18 protein-coding genes are annotated in these 21576 nt (G+C 58.0%); 6 read left to right on the top strand and 12 right to left on the bottom strand.

Annotated features, from left to right (window positions below; translation table 11 throughout):
• Positions 1-102 precede the first annotated feature (102 nt).
• The 3 genes from KEC16_RS14310 to KEC16_RS14320 form a co-directional block, all read right to left on the bottom strand.
• Entirely contained in the window at positions 103-777 is a 675-nt protein-coding gene (locus tag KEC16_RS14310; RefSeq protein WP_211550104.1) for a hypothetical protein, read from the bottom strand.
• A gap of 18 nt (positions 778-795) precedes the next feature.
• Positions 796-1734 carry a transglutaminase domain-containing protein gene (locus KEC16_RS14315; RefSeq protein WP_211550106.1) on the bottom strand — a complete coding sequence of 313 codons (939 nt, stop codon included), beginning with the start codon at positions 1732-1734 and terminating at the stop codon, positions 796-798.
• A 1106-nt stretch (positions 1735-2840) separates the two neighbouring features.
• Positions 2841-3812 (bottom strand): hypothetical protein, encoded by a 972-nt coding sequence (locus KEC16_RS14320; protein ID WP_211550108.1) that lies wholly within the window; start codon positions 3810-3812, stop codon positions 2841-2843.
• 167 nt (positions 3813-3979) lie between these two features.
• Between KEC16_RS14320 and KEC16_RS14325 the strand changes: the two genes are divergently transcribed.
• From KEC16_RS14325 to KEC16_RS14350, 6 genes are all read left to right on the top strand, one after another.
• Entirely contained in the window at positions 3980-4174 is a 195-nt protein-coding gene (locus tag KEC16_RS14325; protein ID WP_211550110.1) for a hypothetical protein, read from the top strand.
• A 451-nt stretch (positions 4175-4625) separates the two neighbouring features.
• Positions 4626-5546 (top strand): VWA domain-containing protein, encoded by a 921-nt coding sequence (locus KEC16_RS14330; protein ID WP_211550113.1) that lies wholly within the window; start codon positions 4626-4628, stop codon positions 5544-5546.
• Between the two features lie 69 nt (positions 5547-5615).
• Positions 5616-6524 (top strand): hypothetical protein, encoded by a 909-nt coding sequence (locus KEC16_RS14335; protein ID WP_211550115.1) that lies wholly within the window; start codon positions 5616-5618, stop codon positions 6522-6524.
• Complete coding sequence (locus KEC16_RS14340; protein ID WP_211550117.1) at positions 6521-7318, top strand: RIO2 family protein; 798 nt, start codon at positions 6521-6523, stop codon at positions 7316-7318. The genes KEC16_RS14335 and KEC16_RS14340 overlap by 4 nt, the downstream gene beginning before the upstream one ends.
• On the top strand, positions 7315-11142 hold the full coding sequence (locus KEC16_RS14345) for a CHAT domain-containing protein (RefSeq protein WP_211550119.1): 3828 nt from the start codon (positions 7315-7317) through the stop codon (positions 11140-11142). The genes KEC16_RS14340 and KEC16_RS14345 overlap by 4 nt, the downstream gene beginning before the upstream one ends.
• Positions 11132-15298 (top strand): CHAT domain-containing protein, encoded by a 4167-nt coding sequence (locus KEC16_RS14350; protein ID WP_211550121.1) that lies wholly within the window; start codon positions 11132-11134, stop codon positions 15296-15298. Before KEC16_RS14345 ends, KEC16_RS14350 begins: the two co-directional genes overlap by 11 nt.
• A gap of 28 nt (positions 15299-15326) precedes the next feature.
• Here KEC16_RS14350 and KEC16_RS14355 read toward each other — a convergent pair whose 3' ends face one another.
• The 9 genes from KEC16_RS14355 to KEC16_RS14395 form a co-directional block, all read right to left on the bottom strand.
• Positions 15327-15881 carry a hypothetical protein gene (locus KEC16_RS14355; RefSeq protein WP_211550123.1) on the bottom strand — a complete coding sequence of 185 codons (555 nt, stop codon included), beginning with the start codon at positions 15879-15881 and terminating at the stop codon, positions 15327-15329.
• Complete coding sequence (locus KEC16_RS14360; RefSeq protein WP_211550125.1) at positions 15878-16876, bottom strand: hypothetical protein; 999 nt, start codon at positions 16874-16876, stop codon at positions 15878-15880. Before KEC16_RS14360 ends, KEC16_RS14355 begins: the two co-directional genes overlap by 4 nt.
• 7 nt (positions 16877-16883) lie before the next feature.
• Positions 16884-17642: a hypothetical protein gene (locus KEC16_RS14365; protein WP_211550127.1), complete on the bottom strand. Its 759-nt coding sequence runs from the start codon at positions 17640-17642 to the stop codon at positions 16884-16886.
• A complete protein-coding gene (locus KEC16_RS14370; RefSeq protein WP_211550129.1) occupies positions 17639-18151 on the bottom strand; it encodes a hypothetical protein in 513 nt (170 codons plus the stop codon). The genes KEC16_RS14365 and KEC16_RS14370 overlap by 4 nt, the downstream gene beginning before the upstream one ends.
• A complete protein-coding gene (locus KEC16_RS14375; protein ID WP_211550132.1) occupies positions 18148-18564 on the bottom strand; it encodes a hypothetical protein in 417 nt (138 codons plus the stop codon). Before KEC16_RS14375 ends, KEC16_RS14370 begins: the two co-directional genes overlap by 4 nt.
• Position 18565: 1 nt before the next feature.
• On the bottom strand, positions 18566-19132 hold the full coding sequence (locus KEC16_RS14380) for a hypothetical protein (protein ID WP_211550134.1): 567 nt from the start codon (positions 19130-19132) through the stop codon (positions 18566-18568).
• Between the two features lie 2 nt (positions 19133-19134).
• The gene (locus KEC16_RS14385; RefSeq protein ID WP_211550136.1) at positions 19135-19545 is read right to left on the bottom strand and encodes a hypothetical protein; all 411 of its coding nucleotides are present in this window, start codon (positions 19543-19545) and stop codon (positions 19135-19137) included.
• Positions 19546-19719: 174 nt separating this feature from the next.
• Entirely contained in the window at positions 19720-20688 is a 969-nt protein-coding gene (locus KEC16_RS14390) for a hypothetical protein (protein ID WP_211550138.1), read from the bottom strand.
• Positions 20689-20712: 24 nt separating this feature from the next.
• Positions 20713-21267, bottom strand: a complete 555-nt coding sequence (locus KEC16_RS14395; RefSeq protein WP_211550140.1) for a hypothetical protein — start codon at positions 21265-21267, stop codon at positions 20713-20715.
• Positions 21268-21576: the final 309 nt, after the last annotated feature.

A 21576-nucleotide genomic window follows, 5' to 3' on the forward strand; every position in this document is an offset into this window, starting at 1 on the left:
CGTTTGCCATGTTGAATCAGATCAGCGCCTCCTTGGGAATCCCCGCCATGAGTCGCAATTATCGGGAATTGGTATTACGCCAAACCAGCAGCAGAGCACGGGTCACCGCCTAGAAATATAGAAGATATTGATTGAAAAATCCGTAATGGCGCACCCGGTTGCGCCACATGCAACTCTGGCATCTGAGATAAAGTTATGAATGTTTCCGTATATGTCCCGGCTAATCAAATGCGTGCGCAACCCATCATCGCGCATTGGGCTTGCGTCCGTGATCACGAGCGCTCCGAATCTTCTCATCTGCTGAGTGAAATATTCCGGGGATGTCTGTTCCTGAGTAGCTGCCGCCAGCATGCGGTAGGCTTCCGCATACCGTTCCTCTGCGCAAAATCCAAAGAAGCGGATCAGAAGATGTATCCGTGTGCTTTCATCAGTGGCGTAGTTACGCATCGACAAAGGCATCAGGGTAGAAACACCGGAAACCAAAGTCACTCCAATAGCAAAGGCTCCAACGAGAGCCGCCACAGAGGTGCGCCTGCCCCCCCGATTTGGCTGAGCTTGACGTTCCAGGTACCCGACGCCATAGCACTCTGCATGGCCGCAAAAGCCATCCTCAGAGGGAAGCGTCGTGTAGCGGTGGCTGGGATCTCGGCTGCACACCCATATTTCTTTATCCGTGGTAATGGGCGTGATCTTACGGATGGCATCGCGTAGGTAACGCACTGATGCACTGGCCGATTTCTTCAAATGGCGGAGGATGTCGATTTGCCCGATGTGCATGTTCACTCTCCCTCAGGTTTACCTTCCGCAAGCCTGGATCAGATACTCTAGAGCTAGGTCGTACTGGTTGCTGTTTCCGGCATTGGCGAACAGCTGCAACCGATAAAGCCCGTCTTTGGGCAATGTCAGTTCGATGGTTCTGATACCCGCTCGAGGGGCGTGAAAGGCGACGAACTCGCAGCGCTGGCTGGGCAACGCCTGAATTCCGCCAATTTTGGCAAGGAGTTTGGCATCGGTGCCAGCATGGAACGAAATCGCGAGGTGACGCGGAGCGTTAATCCGCCGGTTCCTGTGGCTAGCGGGGGCGATGCCAAGGTTGAATGCAGCGACGCTAATGCGGGGCTGGTTGATGAAGGTGTCCAGATCGAGAGGCAGCGTCATCAATTGCCACGCGGGATCATCCGGAAAATGGCTGTTGGCAAGCTGATGGGGCGGAACCGCGAAATAGTGGTCCTTGAAAGAGCGACTAAAATTTCTGTCGGCATCGATGGCGCCGCTGCCCCAGGTGACGTCGACCAGACGCCAGCCCCCCTCCAGAAAGACCGCATTCCAGGCGTGGCCGCCCAGGGATCCGTTCGTCGCGAAACTATAGCCTTTGACCTTGCCCACCAGCGTAACGGCCGTCAATCCGCAGGCGTGGCATAGCGCCTCAAAGAGCCGGGCGTAGCCGCCACACATGCCCTTGCGTCGGGACAAGACTACCTGGGGATCGTCGTCGGCGATCCGGCCGGTAAAGAAGGCCTCCACGTCATAGGCAACAAATTGAGCGATCCAACGATAGATGCCGCGCGCCTTCAGCACCGGGTGAGCAGGGCGGCCGAGCTGTTGCGCCAATTGGGAAATTGAAGCTGCCTCTCGGACCGTGTCCGCGTAGCAATCGATCGCGTGAAGGGCTTCCGCAGGAAGCCGGAGTTCCCTCGTCGGCGTCGGCTTGGTCGCTCGCTGAGGCTGGTTCATCCGAATCTCCAATTTTCATCCCTGTGACGAGAACAGTGAACTCCAGGCCGCAAACGAACGGGAGCCCGGCCTGCGCTGCAATCGGCTGCATCTCGCCCTGCAGGCGTGCAGCGATTTGCAGTCGGGGCCGGGGATGTGTCGGGAAAGGCGGTGGTGTGAAATGACCTTCGTCGATTCTGCCGTGGCGTGTCCGCCGGAGGGATGACCGAGCGGTGAAGACCCCGTTCAATCGAATTTGTCGAGGAGACGGACCATGACCTTACAGATCAAGCCGACGACGACTGCGAACTCTAGTACCTATTCCTGGCATCACATGGCGCGCCAGGGCCGCGCTGACGGTTCCTCTGACTGTCACTCTGGGGGCGGCGGCACGAACAGCGTTCGGTGCACCGGAAAGCACTGTAAGTGGGGCAGTTCCTGTTCGCAGTTCGGTCGCATGCCGCCGTGTGGCTTACGGATGTCGTGACCCTCCGCGATCACGACGGCCGCATGGACAGGGGTGAACACAAAAGTGTGGAGGGGACGAAGTTGGATGGACTTGTCGTTCTTGAGTACACCCCGGTGGAATTCCGGGACCTCCTCGCCCGCTCCTTCCACGGCGCCCAACCGTTCAGCCGCTTGTGTTGGCTCCCGCCGACGTGGTTGCCAGGTCTGCGGACGCTCTGGCCCAACCTCTACTGTGCCTCAGCGGATCAGATCAATGGCGGCAACGATTTCCTGGGCCGCTTGGGAGTAGCCGTCGGGGCCGAGGTGCTGGCCGCCGGTCGGCATGTTTCCTCAGGCCTCCCCATTACGACTGAATTCGACGAGTGGGCATGCCCTCAAGAGGAACCGGTGTTCCTGTTTGTGCGTATGCCGACACCAGCACGGTTCCGACGTAAACCGGAGGGAAAAGAGACAGCTCGCGGAGACAAACACCGCCCTACGATGGAGAGCTTGTGGTGAGCACGCTTACCAATTTGGGACAGGCGAAGAATTTACTGCAGGAAGTCCTTTGCCCATTCAGCAAACCTCTTCAAAGAATCCGTCCGACACGCCTGCGCGCTAGAACGAACGGAGGTCCGGGCGGTGTTCCAACCGCACCGGACCTCCGACAGGTGGGAGGATCAGAGACTGGCGGAAACGTCGGAGGGGTCCTTCTCCGTAAAATAGATGAACTTCTCGGCAAGCCAGTCGCCAGCGGTCTTCAGGCGGCTCTGGATCGCTTCCAGTTCCTGAATGGTAATTTCACGCGGCGGATGTTTTGGGCCAAGCTTGTCAAGCTGGAAGCCCAAGGGCTTCGCGCTGACGATCATGACAACCGTCGTCGAACCCGTCAGCTTGGAGGTCCGGACGTACCTGCGCTCCCCATCGGCATCCTGGGGAAAGAAGATCGGCTGCCCGCCGTGCCCATCATAGACATCGTTATTGGGAAGGATGGTCGAGGGCGCCAGCCAATACATACGTCCGCCCGGATCGATGGAAAGCAGGTAGAAATAGCTTGCTTCATCGGTACCGGGATAGGACCGGGGATACAGTCGCACACGGACCGGCCTATCGCAGGGATAGGTGTCGATCTGCGTCTTGGTGGCTTCCGGGTCGTCAGGGACCAGCATGAGGCTCGGCCCCGCGGGCTGAATCCGCTGCTCTATGTGGATCATGTCCTGATTAAGGGGCAGGAGATCAACACTGAAAATGAAGGTATTGGCCTTGCGCCACTCCACCTCATCATAAGCGATCTTTCCGGCCCGCATCATTTCAACGCGTTCGCCCAATACCGCCTTGAACATGTCGAAATTTTTCTCGGCGACCATCTCGGGAGTCAGCCCTGGAAACAGCAGCAGCAGCCCTTGGAGAGCATTCCTCGAAAGCTCTCCCCTGCTCTCGATATCACCCGGAACGGCCCGTTTCTCCGGCTGATTCTTGGCCGGACGGGAAAGGGAATCGTTGATGGAGACCGGCTCGTCCTTGCCAAGAGCGGCTCCGATGGCCCGGGGCAACCCGTCTTCGTTGGCGGGCTCATAGGGAACCTTGTTGACGTTGAGGGGGCTGAGGCACAGGGCCTCCAGCTTCATCCGTCCATAGGGAAACTCGGGCATGGCAACCTCCATCGTCATTAGCCAAACGTCTGGAATGCTACCCATACCAACTCTAGCTATCAATATACATTGCTGCAGCTAATGGCAATAAATGCAGCTTTTTACAGTTATCAAACCCCCGTCATCATGCGCACGCATCGAATAAACCGACCAAGGAGAACGCCACCATGAAAGACAAGACCACCGAACTGAAGCTGACGCCGATCCCCCACACAAGCTGTGCCGGCCTTGGCCTCCACCCGTTTCTCGACTTCCTGATGACCAACGGCCGACGGCCAACTATGGGTCAGGATGATGGGGGCACCAATTCGCCTCGGAATTCTCCTCAGGCGGAGTCCGAAGCGGAAATAGAGCGCCGCTGAGTGGTAACGACAGAGGGAGTAGAGCCATGCCGTTCCAATGCAGCGAAGACCACCGCCACATCATCGAAAAGTGTAGCCCGTCGGGCTTCTGTCCCCATCCCAAGTGCCGCGGGTTCTTGGTGGAGGTGTTGGAGCCGCGTCTCTGGTCCTTGAACGATCTCCTCGTGGTCCCCCTGGGCCCGCCGGACGCCGATCCGATCCCTCGAATCACCGAGGTATTTCGTGCCGCCGCTCTCGCAGTTGATTACAGCTTCTCCCGCTCGGACACAGCAGAGGCGAGATGGCACCATTTCCCCATGCCCACCCGCTTCCGTCATCACACGGAACAAGGTGAAGCCAAACCCAGTCGGGATCTATTGCTGGCAAGTGTCAGCTGTACGGCTCTCCGACAGATCCTGGGGAGTTTATGACCATGCCAATCAAGTACCAATGCACCAACGATCCATCCCACATGTTCGACCAGATGACGCCGACCGGCTTTTGTGACCGCCCGGAATGCGCCGGCGTCGGCTATCTGGTCGAGGTGATTTCCGAGGACGAAAACCCCGCGCTGGTCGAAAACAGCAAAGCGCTGGCGGTCTATGCCCAGGCCGAGGCCGACGAAAACCGCCGCGCCATCGGGCTGGCTTCGCTGTTCATCGATCGTTCCCCATCGGTTTTCGTCCCTGTCGCCCCTCCGGCGACCGCAACCCGCGCCGACCTGTTCGTCGCATCGGCGGCTGGCGGCATCTTTGATCTTCGCGATATTTCCAACCCCATGGATGCGTATGTCGCCGTTGTCACGTTTTCCTCGGACTTGGAGGTGGTGTTGTTCGCCTCGCTGGAGGAAATCTTTTCGCGCTTCACCACCCCCGCCGATCTGGCGGCCTTCCTGAGCCAAGCGATGCGGCGCAACAACAACGGCACCAACATCAACTTGGCGCTGAACGAGGCCAAACGGATGCGCGATAGATTGGTTAGCTCCGGCGACCTGTCTCCCTGGGGTGGTCCGAAAGACGTCAAGCCGATTATGCACACCACCTTGACAGATGCGGGCGGCACGATCGTCGTCCCGAACTACCGTTGCGTGTTGCTGTCGGATGGCGAGCACAATGGCGGCGGCGCCCTCGCCAATCCGTTCGCCGGCGAGGGCGTGGATCCTCTGATCACCTCCTATTTCGGTGATGTCGAGGATGCCGGAGCCATTGAGCTGCAAAAAGCTGCTAGCTTCTGCCCGGAGCATAATGCCCGCCAATTCTTCGCGGTGACTCGCCCGCAGCAGATCGCCAGCCTGCGGGGGCTGTTTAAGATGGCCTCGGCTTCCAGCGGATTCTGTCCGATGTGCGTTCCCAGCCGCTCCACCACCACCCGCATGCGCGATGCGGCCGAATAACAGCGCCCGGGAGGTGATCGACGGGCATAACCCGCCGATCACCTACCTGACAGGAAAGGGGGCGGAACCATGAACAAATTGCTGAAGTTTCTCACACCGGCAAAGCCCGCTGATGCGACGGCCTTTCGTGGTGTCGGGATTGCCTGGGCTTCCGGTGACATTGTTCCGGAATTTGCCGGTCGTCGCACGTTTTCGGCGGAAGTCCATATGACCGCTGGGCCGCGCAAGGCAGATGACCAGGGATTGGGCGAGGATGCTGGCGGCTTCCTTCTTGCGGGGAACCAAATGGGCTTTTGGGTAGCGGATGGCACAAGCGAAAGCGCGGTGATCGGTTCCCAGTTTTCCTCGCGCCGTCTGGCCCAGGATTTAGGACGGGAATTTGCCGACGCTTTTCGCCGCACACGCCGACAAAATCCGAACTTCCCAGAGCTGGTGGTGAGCGGGGTCATCTCCGCCGTGATCGACCGCTGGAGCAATACCCTCGACGACCTGATGGGCACTGCCGACGGCAGGGATCTTCTTGACCAGGCCTTCGCCCTGGATCCCGACGATCTGGCCATGACCGGCTGCACTCATCACAGCCACCTCGACTTCTCGGCGACCTTTCTTTGTGGGCGGCTCTCAACTGAAGGTGCACTGGATTACGCGATTTCGGGCGACTGCAAGTTGCTCGCGCATGGCCGCAAGGCCGCGCGGATCAGCTATCCGGAAAGCCGTCTGTTCCTTCGCCTCCGGCGTATGGACAGCGACAGCTATCGCTTCATCACCAGCGACCCCCGTGACCTGAAGGTCGGGGGCGTCGCGGATGTGACCCTGGTGGCGGCTGGCAGCGACGGTATCGGTCGCCTGGATGCCATGATGGCGGCACAGTTGGGCCATCTGCCCAGCAACACGATCAGAGACAACCTGTCTCGATACAGGCCGTCAACGCACGACGATAAGACCCTCGTGGTGATTGAACTGGAGGACGACGCATGATGAATGCGGTGATCATCGACGGTAAGCGCCATTCCTTCGATAGCCGTAAGCTGGACTGGAAGACCCAGAACCCGCCGGCCCAGTTTGCCTTCATCGAATTGGACGGCAGGCGCTATTTCGTCAAGCGCCACAAGCACGGCTTTACCGGGTGGAACCTGCTGGTCCAAAGCTTGGCCCAACGCCAGCCGTTCCAACGTTCGCCGCGCGTCGCCGGCATCAGCCGGGATGGCGACGAGTATTACCTGTTTACGGAAGCCCTTGATGGCGTTCTGTTGTCCGAGGCCGCGCCTGGCTCTTACGATCCGGCCCAGATCGCCTCTGACGTCTTCGTTGCACTCTTTGATGCCAACCGTCGCAAGCATTGGTACTCTGATCTATGCGACCGGAACGTCATGATCACCACTAGTGGCCGAGGGTATCTCATCGATATGGATTCCTGCCTGCCCCACAGCGCGCCCTATTCGACCAAGCTGCCAGTGTCCTACCAGTATGCCGGCTTGCTCGGTCATTACGCCAAGCAGCAAGGAATCCAGGGCTTTCGAATCAGTAACATCCCGGGCGAGGTGATCAATCAGTCAGAGGCGTTGACCATGGCGGTTAGGCTGATGGCGGGCAAGCGCATGTCGGGTCCGATAGCAGCTGCAACCGCCCATGAATGGATGAAAACGGCGTGTGAGCCGGTATATCGGGGGGTTTTGGGAAGGCATGTGCAAAGGCGGCAAGACTGGGTGGAAACGAGAAAGCTGCTCGATGTGGCCACATCCTTTGAGTCTGGGAATTATGAGGCAGCATGAAGGGCTGGCGCCAAATAGATATATCCAAGTGGCGCACAAACGACTTCGCCTTTTTGCATGGCGAGGCAGTGCTCCCATCTGTTTTCCCTCATTATTTTGATATTTATTTTGAGGAAGGATCCGCGCCGCAAAAGTGTAGGGGTAGCCCATCCGCCACGGAAAACGAGCGCACCAGAACATTGGTTTGGGACATGTTTGGCAGCCTGCGCCATCGGCATGGTGCTATGGAATGGGATGGTGTGCCACACGAAAGTCGATGTAAATCCGGCTATTATGACATACCGCCACCATTCAGCTTTGACGATAAGGATGCGGCGCACCACAATTTCATGGGCATTTATTACTCCGTTTGTGATCATTGGCGCGCGGCAATGGAGGCGTTCTCAAAAGCAGTTTCACTCGATCCAGAAAATCATGAGTATTGTTTTAATTATGCGTACGTGAGGTCGCGTGATGAATCCCGGGTGGGAGTGATATCTCAGTCGCTATATAGCTTTGATTTGGAAACAAAAGCGTTAATGCAGAGGGCGTACCGCTCAGCAAGTGGCCACATCGGTTACAAGATCGGCCTGGCTGTCTGCTATTTTAATGTAGATGAATATGATCTATCTGCAGACTTATACCTGGAATCATATCGTGATATATCTTCCAAGTTAAAAATAGTGGGGCAGCATGCGAATGGTTTGGCTCTGTATAACGCCATAGCATCATATGCCTTAGCTGATAGGTGGTCGACAGTAAGGCATTTATGTCGCGAATTACTTAACTACCTTCAAGTTGAGCCCAGCGCTCTGAACGATCACCATATAGATGCTACCGTTCACATGCGGGAGCTTGCGCTTCAGCACGAACATGGCAACACAGGGCCGATCAATCTTATAGCGAGGCTATCCCTTAGCGAAGCACTCGAGAAGTCGCCTTATTTTAGGCGGATTAGACAAGAAATGCGTAATGACCTTGAAGCTTCAAAAGGAAGTGCTCGAAGCGCAAACTCGATAAATCAGGAACAAATTCGTGAACTAGTTGGTCATATTGAGAGTGTTTTGGAGGTGGCTGGCGATAGGGTGTCCCAACTCGCGAACGCCACGGCCGCCGCAGCAGCTGCGATGTTGCCCCCTCCGGCCATTCTTTCAGACTACGCCCAATCCAATGCTGACCTGAAGTCCCATCTGGGGGGCAATCCCCTTGACGCCACAGCGCACGAGACGCTGTTCCGCCTACGCGACCGATACGGCCGTGCGACCCGCCTTGACAGCGCCCATCATCTGGCGGCGGCCTATTTCGATGAGGGCTACCGCGTCGACGCGGTCCTATTGTTGGGCGCGACGCCGCCATGCCTATCACAGCTTGATGTCTCGATTTTCTCGGAGGATGAACGAGCCGTGTTGGGGCGGGGCATATTCTTCGGCTTTTGCTATTCACTGGAACCGAGTGATGGCCCGGCCCTTCTGTGTGAGGCGCTGGGGCATTTTGCCAAATTGAATTTTGAAGACGAGCGCTTCACGCCTCTCCTTCCTCTGCTGGTCTTCGCGGCCCGACTGCATCTAGCCGCGTCGGAAATGTTTTCTGACGCTGACGGCGCCAAGGTGCCGTGGAAGGAGCAGAGTCACTGGCTGTCCAGCATTGGCGTGGCCGAGGACACCTATGACAGCTACTCCCGCTATTACCGCGCCCACCCCCGCGATCTCCGCGACTTCAACCGGGCCGTGGCGCTGACCGAGAGGGCTGTCACCTTGGCAGAGAAGGCGGGTGATCCGCAATTGCCGGCCTATCGGACCGAACTGGCTGGGCTGCTGCTGAAAGCCTTCGCCCGTTCCAGTCACCGCGAGGCGCGAATTCGGGCCTACGGCATCCTGGACGATATGTTGGCCGGTGGTCATCTGGACGTTCTTGCCGGGCACATGGGCCGGTTGGTCGCCGATGCGGGGCGTCTTCTGGAGGCCCCCAAATATTTGCCCCAGGCCGCTTTGCGAATCGGCCGGCGGCTTCGCGACGCCACCGACCTCTTCGATCGGCTTGGTGAAATCGCCCGCATCCTGCGGCGCAATCTTCCGATGCGTGAAGACAAGGAACATTGGATCGGCGCGAGTGAAACGCTCGGGCGGATGGCCGCCCATGCCTGGTACCTGCGCGGCAAACCGGAGCGTGCCGTGGCCTGGCTTGAAGCGGGACAGGCAAGTCTTCAATCGGACCTGCTGCGCCTATATGAAGTTAATCTGGGTCACCTGCCCGACGCGTGGCAGGCGGTGCAGCTGGACTATGAGACGGCGCGCGACCGCTGGGTGGAGGCCGGCCGTAATGGCCGAGCCGCCGAAACACAGGCTGCGTGGCGTGCCCTCGAGAAGATCACAGGCGAGCTCGAGGAGCTGGGCTTCGGCCCACAGCTTGCACCCGCCGCTGCCGGCGCAGCACGGGCGGCGGCGAGGGCCATGGGCAAGCCCCTAGTTTACCTTTCGGCAACCGATCACGGCGTGCTGGCCTTCATGGCGACGCCCAAGGGCCGCGTCATCGGCACGAAACTGTCCGTGGATGGTAAATGGCTAAGTCAACGATTGCATCGACACCTGCGCCGTTACGACGATTTTCGCACTGCGTTGCAGGCCTGGAAGGCGTTGCGCGAGGCCAAAGGGCTTGATGATCTGGCAAACCAACGCCATCCCGCCATGACATGGATCACGGACGCAGAGGACGCCGATATCGCCCGTTCTCGGCTGGAGCCTCGTATCACTCATTTCCTCGACGATCTCGAACTTTTGTCGCGGGACTTGGTCGAAGTGATGGCGCCACTGGTTGATATGGTGAAACGCTACGGCTTTACGTCCGTGGTGGTGGTTCCTTGTGGGGAGTTGGTACTGCTGCCGCTGCAGCTGGCCGCCTATCGACCAACGCAACAGCGCCGTCTTCGTCGGCTGGTTACCGCCTTGGGCTTGGCCGATACCGTTAAATGCCACCCCGGAAAAGGCCACTGCGGGCTGGAACCGCCGCAAGAGGCGGTGTTGGACAAGATTAGCCTGGTTTTCAGCCCCAACGCCTCGGTGCTGTTGCGCCGGAAGGAGGTTGGGGAACGCCCAAGCATTGGCGCCTATGGTCTGTGGGACGATGAACTCGATAGCAAAGGCCAGGCGACCTGCGAAATTGTCGCTCGCCACACCCCGCATGCCGCCGAAGAGAATCGCGACTTGGATCCCGAAGAGGTGCTTGCCCGCCTGCGCTCCGCCCGACACTTCGCCTACCTGGGCCACGGTTCCGCCGTTGCCGGCCCCCGGGCCCTCGACCTGTCCGGTTTGGCCTGGAAAGTCGGGCGGCACTGGACACGGCTATCGATCCGCTCCTTGCTGGCTGATGAATTCCCCCATCTCGATCACGCCGACCTCACGGCATGTGACGGAGCGCGAGCGAATCCGGACGTCCCGTCCGAGGTGGTCTTGTTGCCAACGGCGCTTTTGTACGCTGGGGCGCGCACTGTCTCCGCCCATTCCTGGACCGTACTCAACAGTCATGCCATTGAGCTGTCCAGGCGTTTCCACCAACGTTGGGCCGCCAACCCCGAAGCCGACCGTGCTGAATTGCAGCGCCAGATACAGGTCGAATACCGCGATTCCAACGTTGCGCCCAATCTGACGGGGCGACATGCATTCGACGTGTCAGTCGTCATTACCGAGGAAGAAGCCGAAGCAATAGCCGAGGCGATGGAAGATCCCTGGCCCGATCCCACCAAGCGACTGCCGTCTGGGCATCCCTATGCCTGGGCCTCGGTGCAATGCTGGGGAATGGCTATGGGGGGGCTGGGGCATGGAATGCAGGGAGGCGGAGATGTCGGCTGAAAACGAAGCGGAAAAGCTCTATCAGGAAGGGATGCGCTATTTAAAATCCGGAGCGCAGAAGATCGCGGCGAAGAAATTTCGGCAGTGCTTGGAGCGCAATCCCACGCACCGGGGCGCCGCCGCGGCCCTTCGCAAAGATGATGGTAGCGTGATAATCAGCACAAAGCCGGCTTCACAATTTTCTGAGTCCAATAAAAAAGAAATAGATCCTGATTTTGAGAACGGAGACTGGATACACCGATTTTTCTCTTTAAGATTTGTATTTGAAGATAAGCGCTTGGCTAAAATTAACTATCCCCGGGTGCGGCCTGAAGTTGACATGCTGTCATTGGAGGTTGTTTCAAGGAACCTCTCCGAGGATGACATCTATATGTTTCTATCTTATTTGTCTGCCATGCGACATGGGCGGCTGCATGAAGGAAAGGATGCTCTAGCTGGGCTTCTGCTGAAGCATAAAAGTAGAGTTGCGAATTTTTCTTATCCTGATAACAGCATAATTGACGGTGTAGATTTTGATCGAGAAGTGAGTTGCGAGTCTCTTCTAAATAGATATTGCGCTGGCAGCGAGGCTGTTAAAAATATTTTATTTTTATCTTATACTGGGGAATACGATGAGGCTGCTAGGCTGGCGCACTCGTCGGATGACAAGTACACTGATCCGCGTATATTTCACTTGCTTGGTTGCCTTCAGCGGGAGTCATTTGATGCGACAATCAATTACATGGATGCGTCGATAATTATAGGCGATACAGTTGATGGTCTTAGTTACGTGAGTAAGGCGTGCTTACTTCGTGATCATCATAAATATCAAGACGCTGAGAGATTCTTTATCAAGGCATTGAGGCGCTCGAATGGCATATTTACTCTGTTTGAGTATGGCGCCTGCCTCTTGCGGCAGCATAAGTATGAGTTAGCAATTTCATTCATTGAAATGTCAATAAAAAAGGAAATTGAAGGTAGATTGCTGATGCGCCGCAGCGGAGCCTTTAATGACAGCCAAAGAATGCCTGTTTTGTCGTCGTGGCGTGCGTCTGATGCTAGTTGCAGCACATTTCATCAAGCGATTGCGTATTGTCTTTCTTCTCTTGGGCGCCACCTTGAAGCGGAGTTGAATCTGATTGCAGCTGGATTTCTTAACCCATTTCATAGCGATGTATCGGAATATCTATTGTCAAGCCTATACGGTCAGCGTCGATTTGATGCTGCGATCGCCGCTTACCGCACGTGCGGTGATGAGTTTTCCAAAAGTTGCTATGGGTTGCTGCAGGGCGCGAATGCAGAGCGTGCCCGTAAGAATGATGTGGACGCAAACAAACTGTTTAGTGCGGCGGTGAGTTCAGGAGATTTCAAAAAAACACGTGTTGTCCGTGGATTAAGCCTGGTTTCTGGAGTTGGGTCATATGATGCCCATGGGGGGCGTCAAATTAGTTCCGGGATTGGGGCGTCTGGCGCAAGGGCACACATTAGAGTGGGGCGGGGAAACGTTTCATTCTACGGAGCTCCATCTGAAGGTATTTTTATTTGTGCCAGCGGGGACTTGAGTGGATTGCAGCCCTCTGACGCGGATACATTCTTTACGCTAAGTCCTCGCGACAGCTTTTATTTTGTTGCAATTGCGCTGCAATTTTCTGAGGAATATGTCCATACCCGGAAGTACACAGGGAATGGGAAGAAGGATGACGTGATATCTGTAAGTTATGGGGACGAAAAGTTATTTTTGCAGGCGGTGGATTATCCGAAAATAGTACAAAAACTTGAATCAAAAATATCTATAGCAACATCAAAAGCCATCGGGCTTGCTATTTATTTTCAGAAAATTTGTTGTGATGATTGCTTTTGTATTTATGAGGCAATTGGAAATATTAGGTTAGTGTGTGGCCTCGATAAGATTGCAGAGCAAGCATATCCTGTATTGAGGGAGTTTGCTCGTGCACATATTCATCTCTACGACCTGTTTTCCAATCGCGCTGAAATCTGGCCTAGTTTTGAAGATCAAGCTCATTGGCTTGCAATACCGGGTCTGGCCGAGGAGACATACAACGAAATTTCGGCCTACTATCGCACTGCTCCTGATGGCATTCGCGACCTTGACAAGGCTTTGGAGATGGCGGAGCTCGCTGCGAAGTCTGCTGAGCTGGCCACCGATCCGGAACTACCCTTCTATGTGGCTGAATTGGCCAGTACGCTGATGAAGGCGTTTGGCGCTAGTGACGACCCTGTCCTGCGCGACCGCGCCTTCGCCATCCTCGACCGTCTCATCGAAGGCGGCCATCTCGACGTAGTCGCCAATCAGATGGCGGTGATGGTTGAAGACGCCGGCAAGCTAGTGGAGCGCAAGCGCTTCGCCGAGGCTACCGCCCTGTTCGCCAAGCTGGGCGAGGTCGCCCGCATCCTGCGCCGGGCCTTGCCCCGGCGCGAGGACAAGGAGCAGTGGATCGGTGCCACCGAGAAGCTGGCCCGTCTCGCCGCCCATGCCGAACAGATGCAGGGCCATGCCGACAAGGCGGTGTCGTGGCTGGAGGGGGAGCAGGCGAGTCTACAGGGGGACATCCTGCGCCTGTTCGAGATCGACCTCGACGCTCATCTGTCAGGGGCGGAGCTCCAAGATCTCCGCAAACGCTACGATGATGCCCGCACCCGCTGGACCTCTACCGTTCAGGCCAAGAACGGCGATGCCGCTACGGTCAAAGCGGCCTGGGCCGATCTGGAGCGGTCGGTCGCGGAACTCGAAAAGATTCCTGGCCTCGAGCGGCACTTCTCGCCCCCTGACGCCTCAGCGGCCCGGGCTGCGGCGCAGGCAACCGGCAAGCCGCTGGTCTACCTGTCGGTGACATCTTTCAGCGGCTGGGCCTTCATCGTCCCACCTGACGGGACTATCACTGCCGAACGACTCGCCGCCCCCGGCTGGGAGATCGAGAACCGCCTCCAGGCCCATCTCAATCTCTACGGGGATTTCTCCACTGCCTTGCAGGCATGGGAGACGTTAGAGGCCGCCGACGGCTTCAATGAACTGCGGAGGGCCAACCATGTTGCCCTGGCCTGGATCGGCGAGGCCGAGAGCGCCGATGTCGCCCGTGCTATCCTCGAGACCAAGATCACCCCTTATCTCGACGACCTGGAGCAACTTTCCGACTGGCTGGCCGGCATGACTGCGCCGTTGGCCGATGCTGTGTCGAAGGCGGGATTCGCGTCCATGCTGATGGTGCCGTGTGGCCCCTTGGTCCTGCTGCCGCTACAGGTGGCCGGCTACCGTTCCCCACTGCAGCGCCGCCTGCGTCGGCTGATGACGGCCCTACGGTTGGGCAAGGCTGTCAACCGTTGGCCATGGCTGGCGGCCCGTTGCGGCTTGACCAAGCCCACCGATGCCCTGCTTGACAAACTCAGCATCGCTTTCAGCCCCAACGCCTCGGTGCTGCTGCGCAGGAACCGCACCAAGAGCGCCCCGACCGAAGCCTATGGCCTGTGGGATAATTCCATCGCGGGGGCGGAGGCGGCAGTTCTGGAGATTTCAGGCCGCCACTCTCCCTTTGTTGCCGAAGCAAACAACCATCAGGTACCGGAAGAGGTGCTGCGCCGCCTAAGATCGTGTCGCCGATTCGAGTATATTGGCCACGGCACCGCAGTTGGTGGCCCGGATGGGCTCGACCGCTCGGGCTTGGGCTGGGAGGCCTCCCACGTTGGTTGGCGCCGCCTCTCGATCCGGTCTCTGCTGACCCAGCGCCTTCCCGACCTGGAATATGCCGGTCTCACTTGCTGCGATGGCGCCCGGGCCAATCACGACTTGCCGGCGGAAGTGGTGATGCTTCCATCCGTATTCCTGCATGCCGGCGTTGAAACCGTTACTGCTCATTCATGGACGGTGTTGAGCACCCATGCCATCGAGTTGACGCGGCGGTTCCATCAACGTTGGGCCGCCAACCCCGACGCTGACCGCGCCGAACTGCAGCGGCAGGTCCAGATCGACTACCGCAACGCCAACATTCCCGCCATCCCGGAAAATACCGGCACCCATGCCCTTGAGATTGGCGTCGTAACCGAGGAGGAGGCTATGGCCGAAATCAGTAAGAAGGGCTCCTGTAAGCACAGGGATCCGACACAACGACTGTCCTCAAGTCACCCCTATTGCTGGGCATCGGTCCAGTGCTGGGGCGGATAGGACGTTGGGAAATGGCACAGCTCCAGTTTCAACCGATGAGTTCGGCGGTAATGAAATCGGCTCCTTCGTTGGTCACGCAGGCATACCCAAGACCGAGAAGCTGTTGCGGAAACTGATTGACGAGGGCTTGGTCGTGGCCGTGCTTGCTGGCCGAAAGCAAATAATCAAAAAAATTCGTTCGGTGAGGAGTTTCTTCCGCAGTCGGTTCGCCATCGGACCAAATCCAGAGGGTCTTGCCAGTAATCCAATCGCTTCTATGGGTGTTGATCAGTGATTTTACCCGAACAAGGTCAATGCCTTGCCTCAGGGCATAGTCACGGCGCCACCTATCGAGTGCTGCAGGGAATGTAGGGTGTTCGGCAAGAAGCTGAAGAAACTCCTTTGTCTCACTGATAGTTGCGTCTTTCATGAAATTCCCATTGTTGATTATCTCAAAGATAATGTCTTCACCTTCCATTGCTAGTATTTCTTCATACTTCATGTTGTCCCCCGCTTCTGAATTTTTATAGAAAATTGCACTTCCCGCACCGGACGCTGTAATGGATTTGGAATTTTCACTCACTCGCTTTGCCGGATGCTTCATTCAAGTTCCATTACCCCATCAAGCTGAATTGGGTGCCCACCTTTCCGGTCGACAGCATCGATCAGCTCGATTGCATATCCGTGACCCTGGCTGAGATAACGACCACGGACCTCGGCAAAGTCATCGAGAGTAGCCCCCTTGCTCTCTATCGCATTTTGTACAAAGCTCCAAAGAACCTTGTCGAACCAAACGGATGGAACAAGAACCACCTGATCACGGCGCAGTCCAGGGTCGAGCTGGGTGTTGGAAAGAGCCGCCGCAATTAATTTGCCATCGACGGCATGGGGGCGCTCGATGGCCATGAGGTTGCGCGTGCCGGTGAAAACCGTCACCTTTCGGGCCACCAGGTCGACCGGTGGCCCCAATCTGTCATTGGTGCGGGTGAAGAACCAGCCGCCCTGGCGAACCATGAGAGCAACATAGTTTTCGAGACCGAGCGTCTCCTCCCAGTTGAAGTGCAGGACAGGAACCGTTCCCTTGCGGCTCACGGAGGGCGCAGCCGACATAGCCGCGACCTGCTGATCCCCCGGCGCCGCCGGTGGTGCAGGGGCCATGTCCACCGGCTGGGCCGCAGGCGCTGAAAGTTGCGGCAACGGCTGCGCCTGTTCCACGGGTTTCGCGGTTGGTACGGATGCCATTGTGCGTTTCGGCTTCGGCCGAAGGGAGGGCTGTTCCGACTTCTTCGGTGCCGGCGAGCTGCCTTCACGCTCGGAAAAAGCAATCGGCATCGACCCGACCTCGAACACCTGGACGTTGAACGCTACCGGCGTAACCCTCTGCGGCTGGGGGAGGACAACCGATACAGCCGCATCAGGAGAGGGCGGATGGTCCCCTGACGCGGCAGCGCCGGTCGATTGCGACTGCTCGAACAGCATTTCCCGGTCCTCGGAGGGGGGGCGTGCCTTCCAGAGCATCAGCAGGCCGACGATCAGCGCCAGGCCGACGACGGTCATGGTCTTTGGACGGCGTACAATTGCCTGTTCAACGGCGTGCATCTTTCCCTCACTGGCGATTGGGAATCGTATTCAGCGATTGAAGCGCCCGATCCTGCGACGACACGATTTTCTGCAAAGGGGTCAGCTCCGGGCGCAGCGTCACGCTTGGTTTTGAGTTGTGCGAAATGTCGCTGGCTTGGCGTCCAGGATCTATCATCGGTGGCTCGCTTCGCACCACCGCAGTAACAGGATGGACCTGACCAGTTTCGGCCTTGGCGGGCAGGACAGCCGGCATCGCCGTAACATTGGATGGTGTGCCGGAATGATGCTCGGCGGCGGGCTCGGTGCGGCTGTTCTGTGCCGGTTGTGTGGGCGGTTCGCTAGCTGAAGCAGTGTGTTTCGACCGCTCGGAAGGCAAGGCTGTCGGGCGAGCCGGCGCCGTGATCGCCGCTTTCGCAACCGACCGCTCGCGTGTGGCTTTGGTTTCCCGGGGCTTCTCTTCACCAGATTTCGGCTGCGATTGCGTCCCCATCTCGGGAACAGAAGGATGCTGGGGAGAAGCTACAGCGTCTGGATGGGGGGCGACAGCCGCGACGGTCTCTTGCCGGTCGGCTGGAGCAGGCTGGGGAGCTGTGGCGGACTGTTGTCGCGCATCCGCTTGCTCGCCCACGGCCGCCACGGCATTGTCGGTGTCTGTCCTTGCCGCGAGATAGCCGGCCGTCCCGATGGTGGCCAGGGCGGCAAGAACGAGCGCCTGTCGATGGGCCATGCGTCGCAAGGCGCGGATATTGCTTTTCAGATCGTCGTTGTCGCTTTTGGTGTTCATCGCTCTGCTCCCCGCAACATGCCATCCAGAACCGAGCTGGCACTGGTCAATTTGCGTTGAATATCCATGGGGGTGTAGGCGCTTTCCCTTTCCACTATGGCAGGTGCAGGCTTGCGCTGCACTTCCGCGACGGGCCGCTCGTCGGGAGCGGGCGGCGGAAGCATGCGGGGCGTGGGTCGGGGGCGCACCACATGCTCCTCTAGCGGCGGCAAAGCGATCGGCTTTTCGGCGATGACGGTCGGTAAAGCGGCCTCAGTGCGACGTATACCTCCAACTGGGGAACCCGCCGCCGGGGAAGGGTTGGGCGAAGGTAGGGGGGCGGGGGCAGGTGATACCTGCTCGTCGCGCGCTGCTATTGCCGCAGGCGCCGTCGTCGTACTTCCGGTCGGCGGACCAACAAGAAGCGCATCGATCTTGGGAATTGCGCGGTCTAGCTTCTCCCATTCCTGAGAGACCCGATAGGCCAAGGCGACCCCGATACCGAGGAGCAGTGCGAGAAGGATTTTCATCTCTGTGCCTCCTTCTGCTTGGCCAGCGTGGCGAGTCCCACTGAGATCTTGGCGTTTAGGAAGGGGGTCGCCGCATCGACGTATTCCGTGATGGGGTGGTCCTTGGGGATGGCTAATGCCACTCCGTCCTTCAACCGCTCGTGCGGTAGGTCAAGGACCTGCTGGTAGGTAAAGTTCTCGCCATTCTGGGTCGTATAGGTGATCAACTCACCAGTCGGGACGGGCATCAGGATAAGGGGAGATAATTGGCTCGCGTGATCTGTCGGGCGGCTAGCCACATCCGCTTGGGTAAACAGGACCTTACGGGCATCCGGTGTCACCATGGTCAGCACGATAAAAATCGTGATCAAAGCCATGTCCAGTGCGGAGGTCGGGGGCCGCAATCCTTCCCGTCGCATGTTGGCGTTGTTCATGTCACCCTCCTTGTGTCTCATCGTCGGGAATCAGCCCCTCGACAAAGAACCCGGTGAGTTGCACTACTTGGCCAGCAATGCTCGTCCCGACAGCAAGGCCGAAATTGAGCAAAAGCGTGGACAGAGCTCCAGCTTCACCCTGCGTCCCCATGTAGCCAACCAGCGCCATGACAATGGCCACGCCGGTAAAGAGGAAGCCAAGAGATGTTCCGGCCTCACGATTGCGGTAGGTGAAATCATCGAGGATACGCCAAGCCTTGCGCGTGAGCTTGATGGCGCCGACCCGTTGAAGCCCAGCCACGCAGCCGACCCACAGGCAGGCGATCCACATCGCAAGGAAAACCGGCCAGAACTTCCCGACATAGGTGTCGAGTGCCGAAAACCAGGCGGGCCCCGGTCGCGTGCCGGTCATGGCTATGACAAGCCAAGCGGCAAGTAGCAGAAGCAGGCCGACCCCGAGGGCCGAAAGCAGCAAACCACCGGCCTGGGTGACAGCGAAAACGCGCAATGCCGAGACTTCCAGGCGGTTCAGTTTGTGCGGATGCTTGGGGCGATTGCTTTCAGCCATGGTTACCTCCTGCTCTGAAAGAAGTTGGTCGGTCCCGTCTCGGAGGGCAGCCAATACTCGACGCCGGCAAGCGCACCGAATGGATTTTGGAGGTCTGAATAGGCGAAGCCACAGGCCTTAAGCAGCAGATAGACGGGAACTTCCGAGTAATAGGCAGGGCTATCATCACCAGCACCCTGCCCCTGCAAGCTCTCGATCTGTAGCTTGGTGGTCATATACAACTGGGCGGACTTGCGAACTGCACGGTCGCTGGCTGTCCCCTGGCGAACGAAAGTCGTCAGAACTTCTTCCGAATGGATCAGCAAATCCCGTTCGAGACCACGAGCCAAATTTCTGGAGACGTCATCGGCAGCAAGCCCGGACAAGGGCGTCATGATCAAACCTGCTGCCATAGCCATGAAAGTCTTTCTCATTTCGGCCTCCGGTATCATGGTGGAAGTTCAAGACTAACGGGGGGGGGGACTCCGGGACGACAGGGGCTGAAACTGCAAAGCGCTGCATGGGGGGATTAAGATGGTAACTGCTATGAATAGGTCAGGGCGGCGATGCAGGCGACCTCGCTTGCTAAAGGAAGGCCGCCCAGATAGTCATCGCCACGACTTCACCGCATTCAGCTGTTCCTGAAGGCCATAAGAGCCGGACGCCTGGAGGATGTCGTGTTCAAGGTCACTCGACGGAGAATCGTTGTCCAGGAAATCGCCATAGATGAGGCGACTAACCCCGTCGAACCAACTCGTCACCGTACTAATCCCCTTGCCTGCACCACCTGCCGCATTTGTCATGACGCCTATGGTTGTCGACGCTTTGTTGTATTCAATCGTGTCTTTCAGGCGTTCTGCCGCAATTTCGATCGATCGCTTTAGCTCGCCCGTCTGAATCGCGGCCTGGGCAACGATACTCTTGTCGTGCATAATCTTGCCGACGAGGGCATCCATGTTCTTTCCGTTCTTCAGGCGCCGAGCGAGACTCTCCCGTTCATTGTAAACACGCGTGAAGGTGGTCTTCATCGCAGCCAGCAGAGCCTTCGTCGTGCCGCTGTCGGGCGAGCGCTCGAATTCCAAAGTCACCTTCTCCAGCGCCTCCGCCTGCAGCTTCGCCTTGTTCGTATAAGCCTGAAGATCTTGGGACAGCTTTGCCGTATCCTCAGTGTTGCGACGGGAACGCATCCGCGTCCCGACGGCATCCAGGTTGTCGTAGGCCACGCCGAGGATTTCGTGGTACGTGGAAACGACCTTGTACGTGGCGGCCAGTTGGACCGCGACGGCCTCGGTAAGCTCGCTCTTGAGCGCTTGCTGGGTCAGGCGGTCGCGTTTAGACGCAGATTTCAGCTGTTGCTCGATTGCGGAAATCGCACGGGTCTTTTCCTCGGCATCGGCCATTTCGGCCTCAAGCCGGGCAGCGAGTGTCGATGTTTTCGTCTCGAAGACCTGCTGCTGCTGGTCCAGATCCTGCCCCAGATCACCCATCCCGTTGATGGAGTTTTGCTGGGCAAGGCTTGGCGATGCCCCGAGGATGAGACTGCATAGCGCAGTCGTTGCAAGAAGCTTCTTCAGCATTTCGGATTTCCTTTCGGGTTTGTGTTAGCGCGCCATAGCCGTGGCAAGATTGTCGTCTCCTCGCGGGCAATTCGCCGAGGGTCGATGCTGACCCAGCCGCTGATAGACGCAGACGGGGAGGATCATCCCAGGCGGCATCGCCGCTCCGGGATGCTTGATGCGCGACAAGGCTTCGGCGGCCGCAGCACGTGCCGCGTTAAGGTCTCCTGCTTTAAGAGCCAAGGTCGCGATTCCAGCGTAGGCACGAGCCACCAGCTCGGGATTGGCCTCTCCGCCGGTGCTAAGCTTCGTCTTGATTTCGTTCATGGCGAGGTCAAACCTGCCGAATTGAGCTTGCGCCCAGGCGTCAGCGACGGCCGCCTGAATCGGGTCAAAATGGTTCAGGTCTTCGGGGCGAGCTGGAATACGCTTGCTCTGTAAGGCCGGCGGCATGGCTGGCCGCGAAACCATCACCTGGGTCGAAGCAGGCTTGTCGGAACCGAACCAACTACCAACGGACCCGACATCCATCGTCTCACAGGCGGACAGGAACAGTAGTCCGGGAATGATAAGCGCTTTCTTGAAGAGCGTCGTGAGCATGTGTCCCTCCTGGCTATGATCGCAAGGAATCTATAGCGGCCCACAACCGCTCATCCATGTCGTGGCAAGCTGCATCTAACTGCAAAGACTGGCCGCCATTCCGAGCGCCGTTGCCCCACACACCTTTGCTGGAAAATCATTACGGCGAGCGGTGCAAAAGGTAACGATCCAGGTGCAGATGTCGCCGTCCCAGAGGTTCGAATACATCAGACCGGGAACAGGGCACGACTTCTGCGTCTAGGTCCTCGACAAGGCCATTCTGCGCTTCGACCCGCCCGAGATCATGAACACCGACCTGGGCAGCCAGTT

The sequence above is a fragment of the Magnetospirillum sulfuroxidans genome, from assembly GCF_018224925.1.
In the GTDB taxonomy this organism is placed as follows: Bacteria; Pseudomonadota; Alphaproteobacteria; order Rhodospirillales; family Magnetospirillaceae; genus Magnetospirillum; species Magnetospirillum sulfuroxidans.

What these genes read in the sequence shown, in the direction of transcription:
- KEC16_RS14330 (WP_211550113.1), top strand. Translation starts at nt 4,626, where the DNA reads ATGTTCGACCAGATGACGCCGACCGGCTTTTGTGACCGCCCGGAATGC.
- KEC16_RS14320 (WP_211550108.1), bottom strand. Translation starts at nt 3,812, where the DNA reads ATGCCCGAGTTTCCCTATGGACGGATGAAGCTGGAGGCCCTGTGCCTC.
- KEC16_RS14380 (WP_211550134.1), bottom strand. Translation starts at nt 19,132, where the DNA reads ATGGCTGAAAGCAATCGCCCCAAGCATCCGCACAAACTGAACCGCCTG.
- KEC16_RS14350 (WP_211550121.1), top strand. Translation starts at nt 11,132, where the DNA reads ATGTCGGCTGAAAACGAAGCGGAAAAGCTCTATCAGGAAGGGATGCGC.
- KEC16_RS14375 (WP_211550132.1), bottom strand. Translation starts at nt 18,564, where the DNA reads ATGAACAACGCCAACATGCGACGGGAAGGATTGCGGCCCCCGACCTCC.
- KEC16_RS14370 (WP_211550129.1), bottom strand. Translation starts at nt 18,151, where the DNA reads ATGAAAATCCTTCTCGCACTGCTCCTCGGTATCGGGGTCGCCTTGGCC.
- KEC16_RS14395 (WP_211550140.1), bottom strand. Translation starts at nt 21,267, where the DNA reads ATGCTCACGACGCTCTTCAAGAAAGCGCTTATCATTCCCGGACTACTG.
- KEC16_RS14325 (WP_211550110.1), top strand. Translation starts at nt 3,980, where the DNA reads ATGAAAGACAAGACCACCGAACTGAAGCTGACGCCGATCCCCCACACA.
- KEC16_RS14310 (WP_211550104.1), bottom strand. Translation starts at nt 777, where the DNA reads ATGCACATCGGGCAAATCGACATCCTCCGCCATTTGAAGAAATCGGCC.
- KEC16_RS14345 (WP_211550119.1), top strand. Translation starts at nt 7,315, where the DNA reads ATGAAGGGCTGGCGCCAAATAGATATATCCAAGTGGCGCACAAACGAC.
- KEC16_RS14315 (WP_211550106.1), bottom strand. Translation starts at nt 1,734, where the DNA reads ATGAACCAGCCTCAGCGAGCGACCAAGCCGACGCCGACGAGGGAACTC.
- KEC16_RS14360 (WP_211550125.1), bottom strand. Translation starts at nt 16,876, where the DNA reads ATGCACGCCGTTGAACAGGCAATTGTACGCCGTCCAAAGACCATGACC.
- KEC16_RS14340 (WP_211550117.1), top strand. Translation starts at nt 6,521, where the DNA reads ATGATGAATGCGGTGATCATCGACGGTAAGCGCCATTCCTTCGATAGC.
- KEC16_RS14385 (WP_211550136.1), bottom strand. Translation starts at nt 19,545, where the DNA reads ATGAGAAAGACTTTCATGGCTATGGCAGCAGGTTTGATCATGACGCCC.
- KEC16_RS14335 (WP_211550115.1), top strand. Translation starts at nt 5,616, where the DNA reads ATGAACAAATTGCTGAAGTTTCTCACACCGGCAAAGCCCGCTGATGCG.
- KEC16_RS14365 (WP_211550127.1), bottom strand. Translation starts at nt 17,642, where the DNA reads ATGAACACCAAAAGCGACAACGACGATCTGAAAAGCAATATCCGCGCC.
- KEC16_RS14355 (WP_211550123.1), bottom strand. Translation starts at nt 15,881, where the DNA reads ATGAAGCATCCGGCAAAGCGAGTGAGTGAAAATTCCAAATCCATTACA.
- KEC16_RS14390 (WP_211550138.1), bottom strand. Translation starts at nt 20,688, where the DNA reads ATGCTGAAGAAGCTTCTTGCAACGACTGCGCTATGCAGTCTCATCCTC.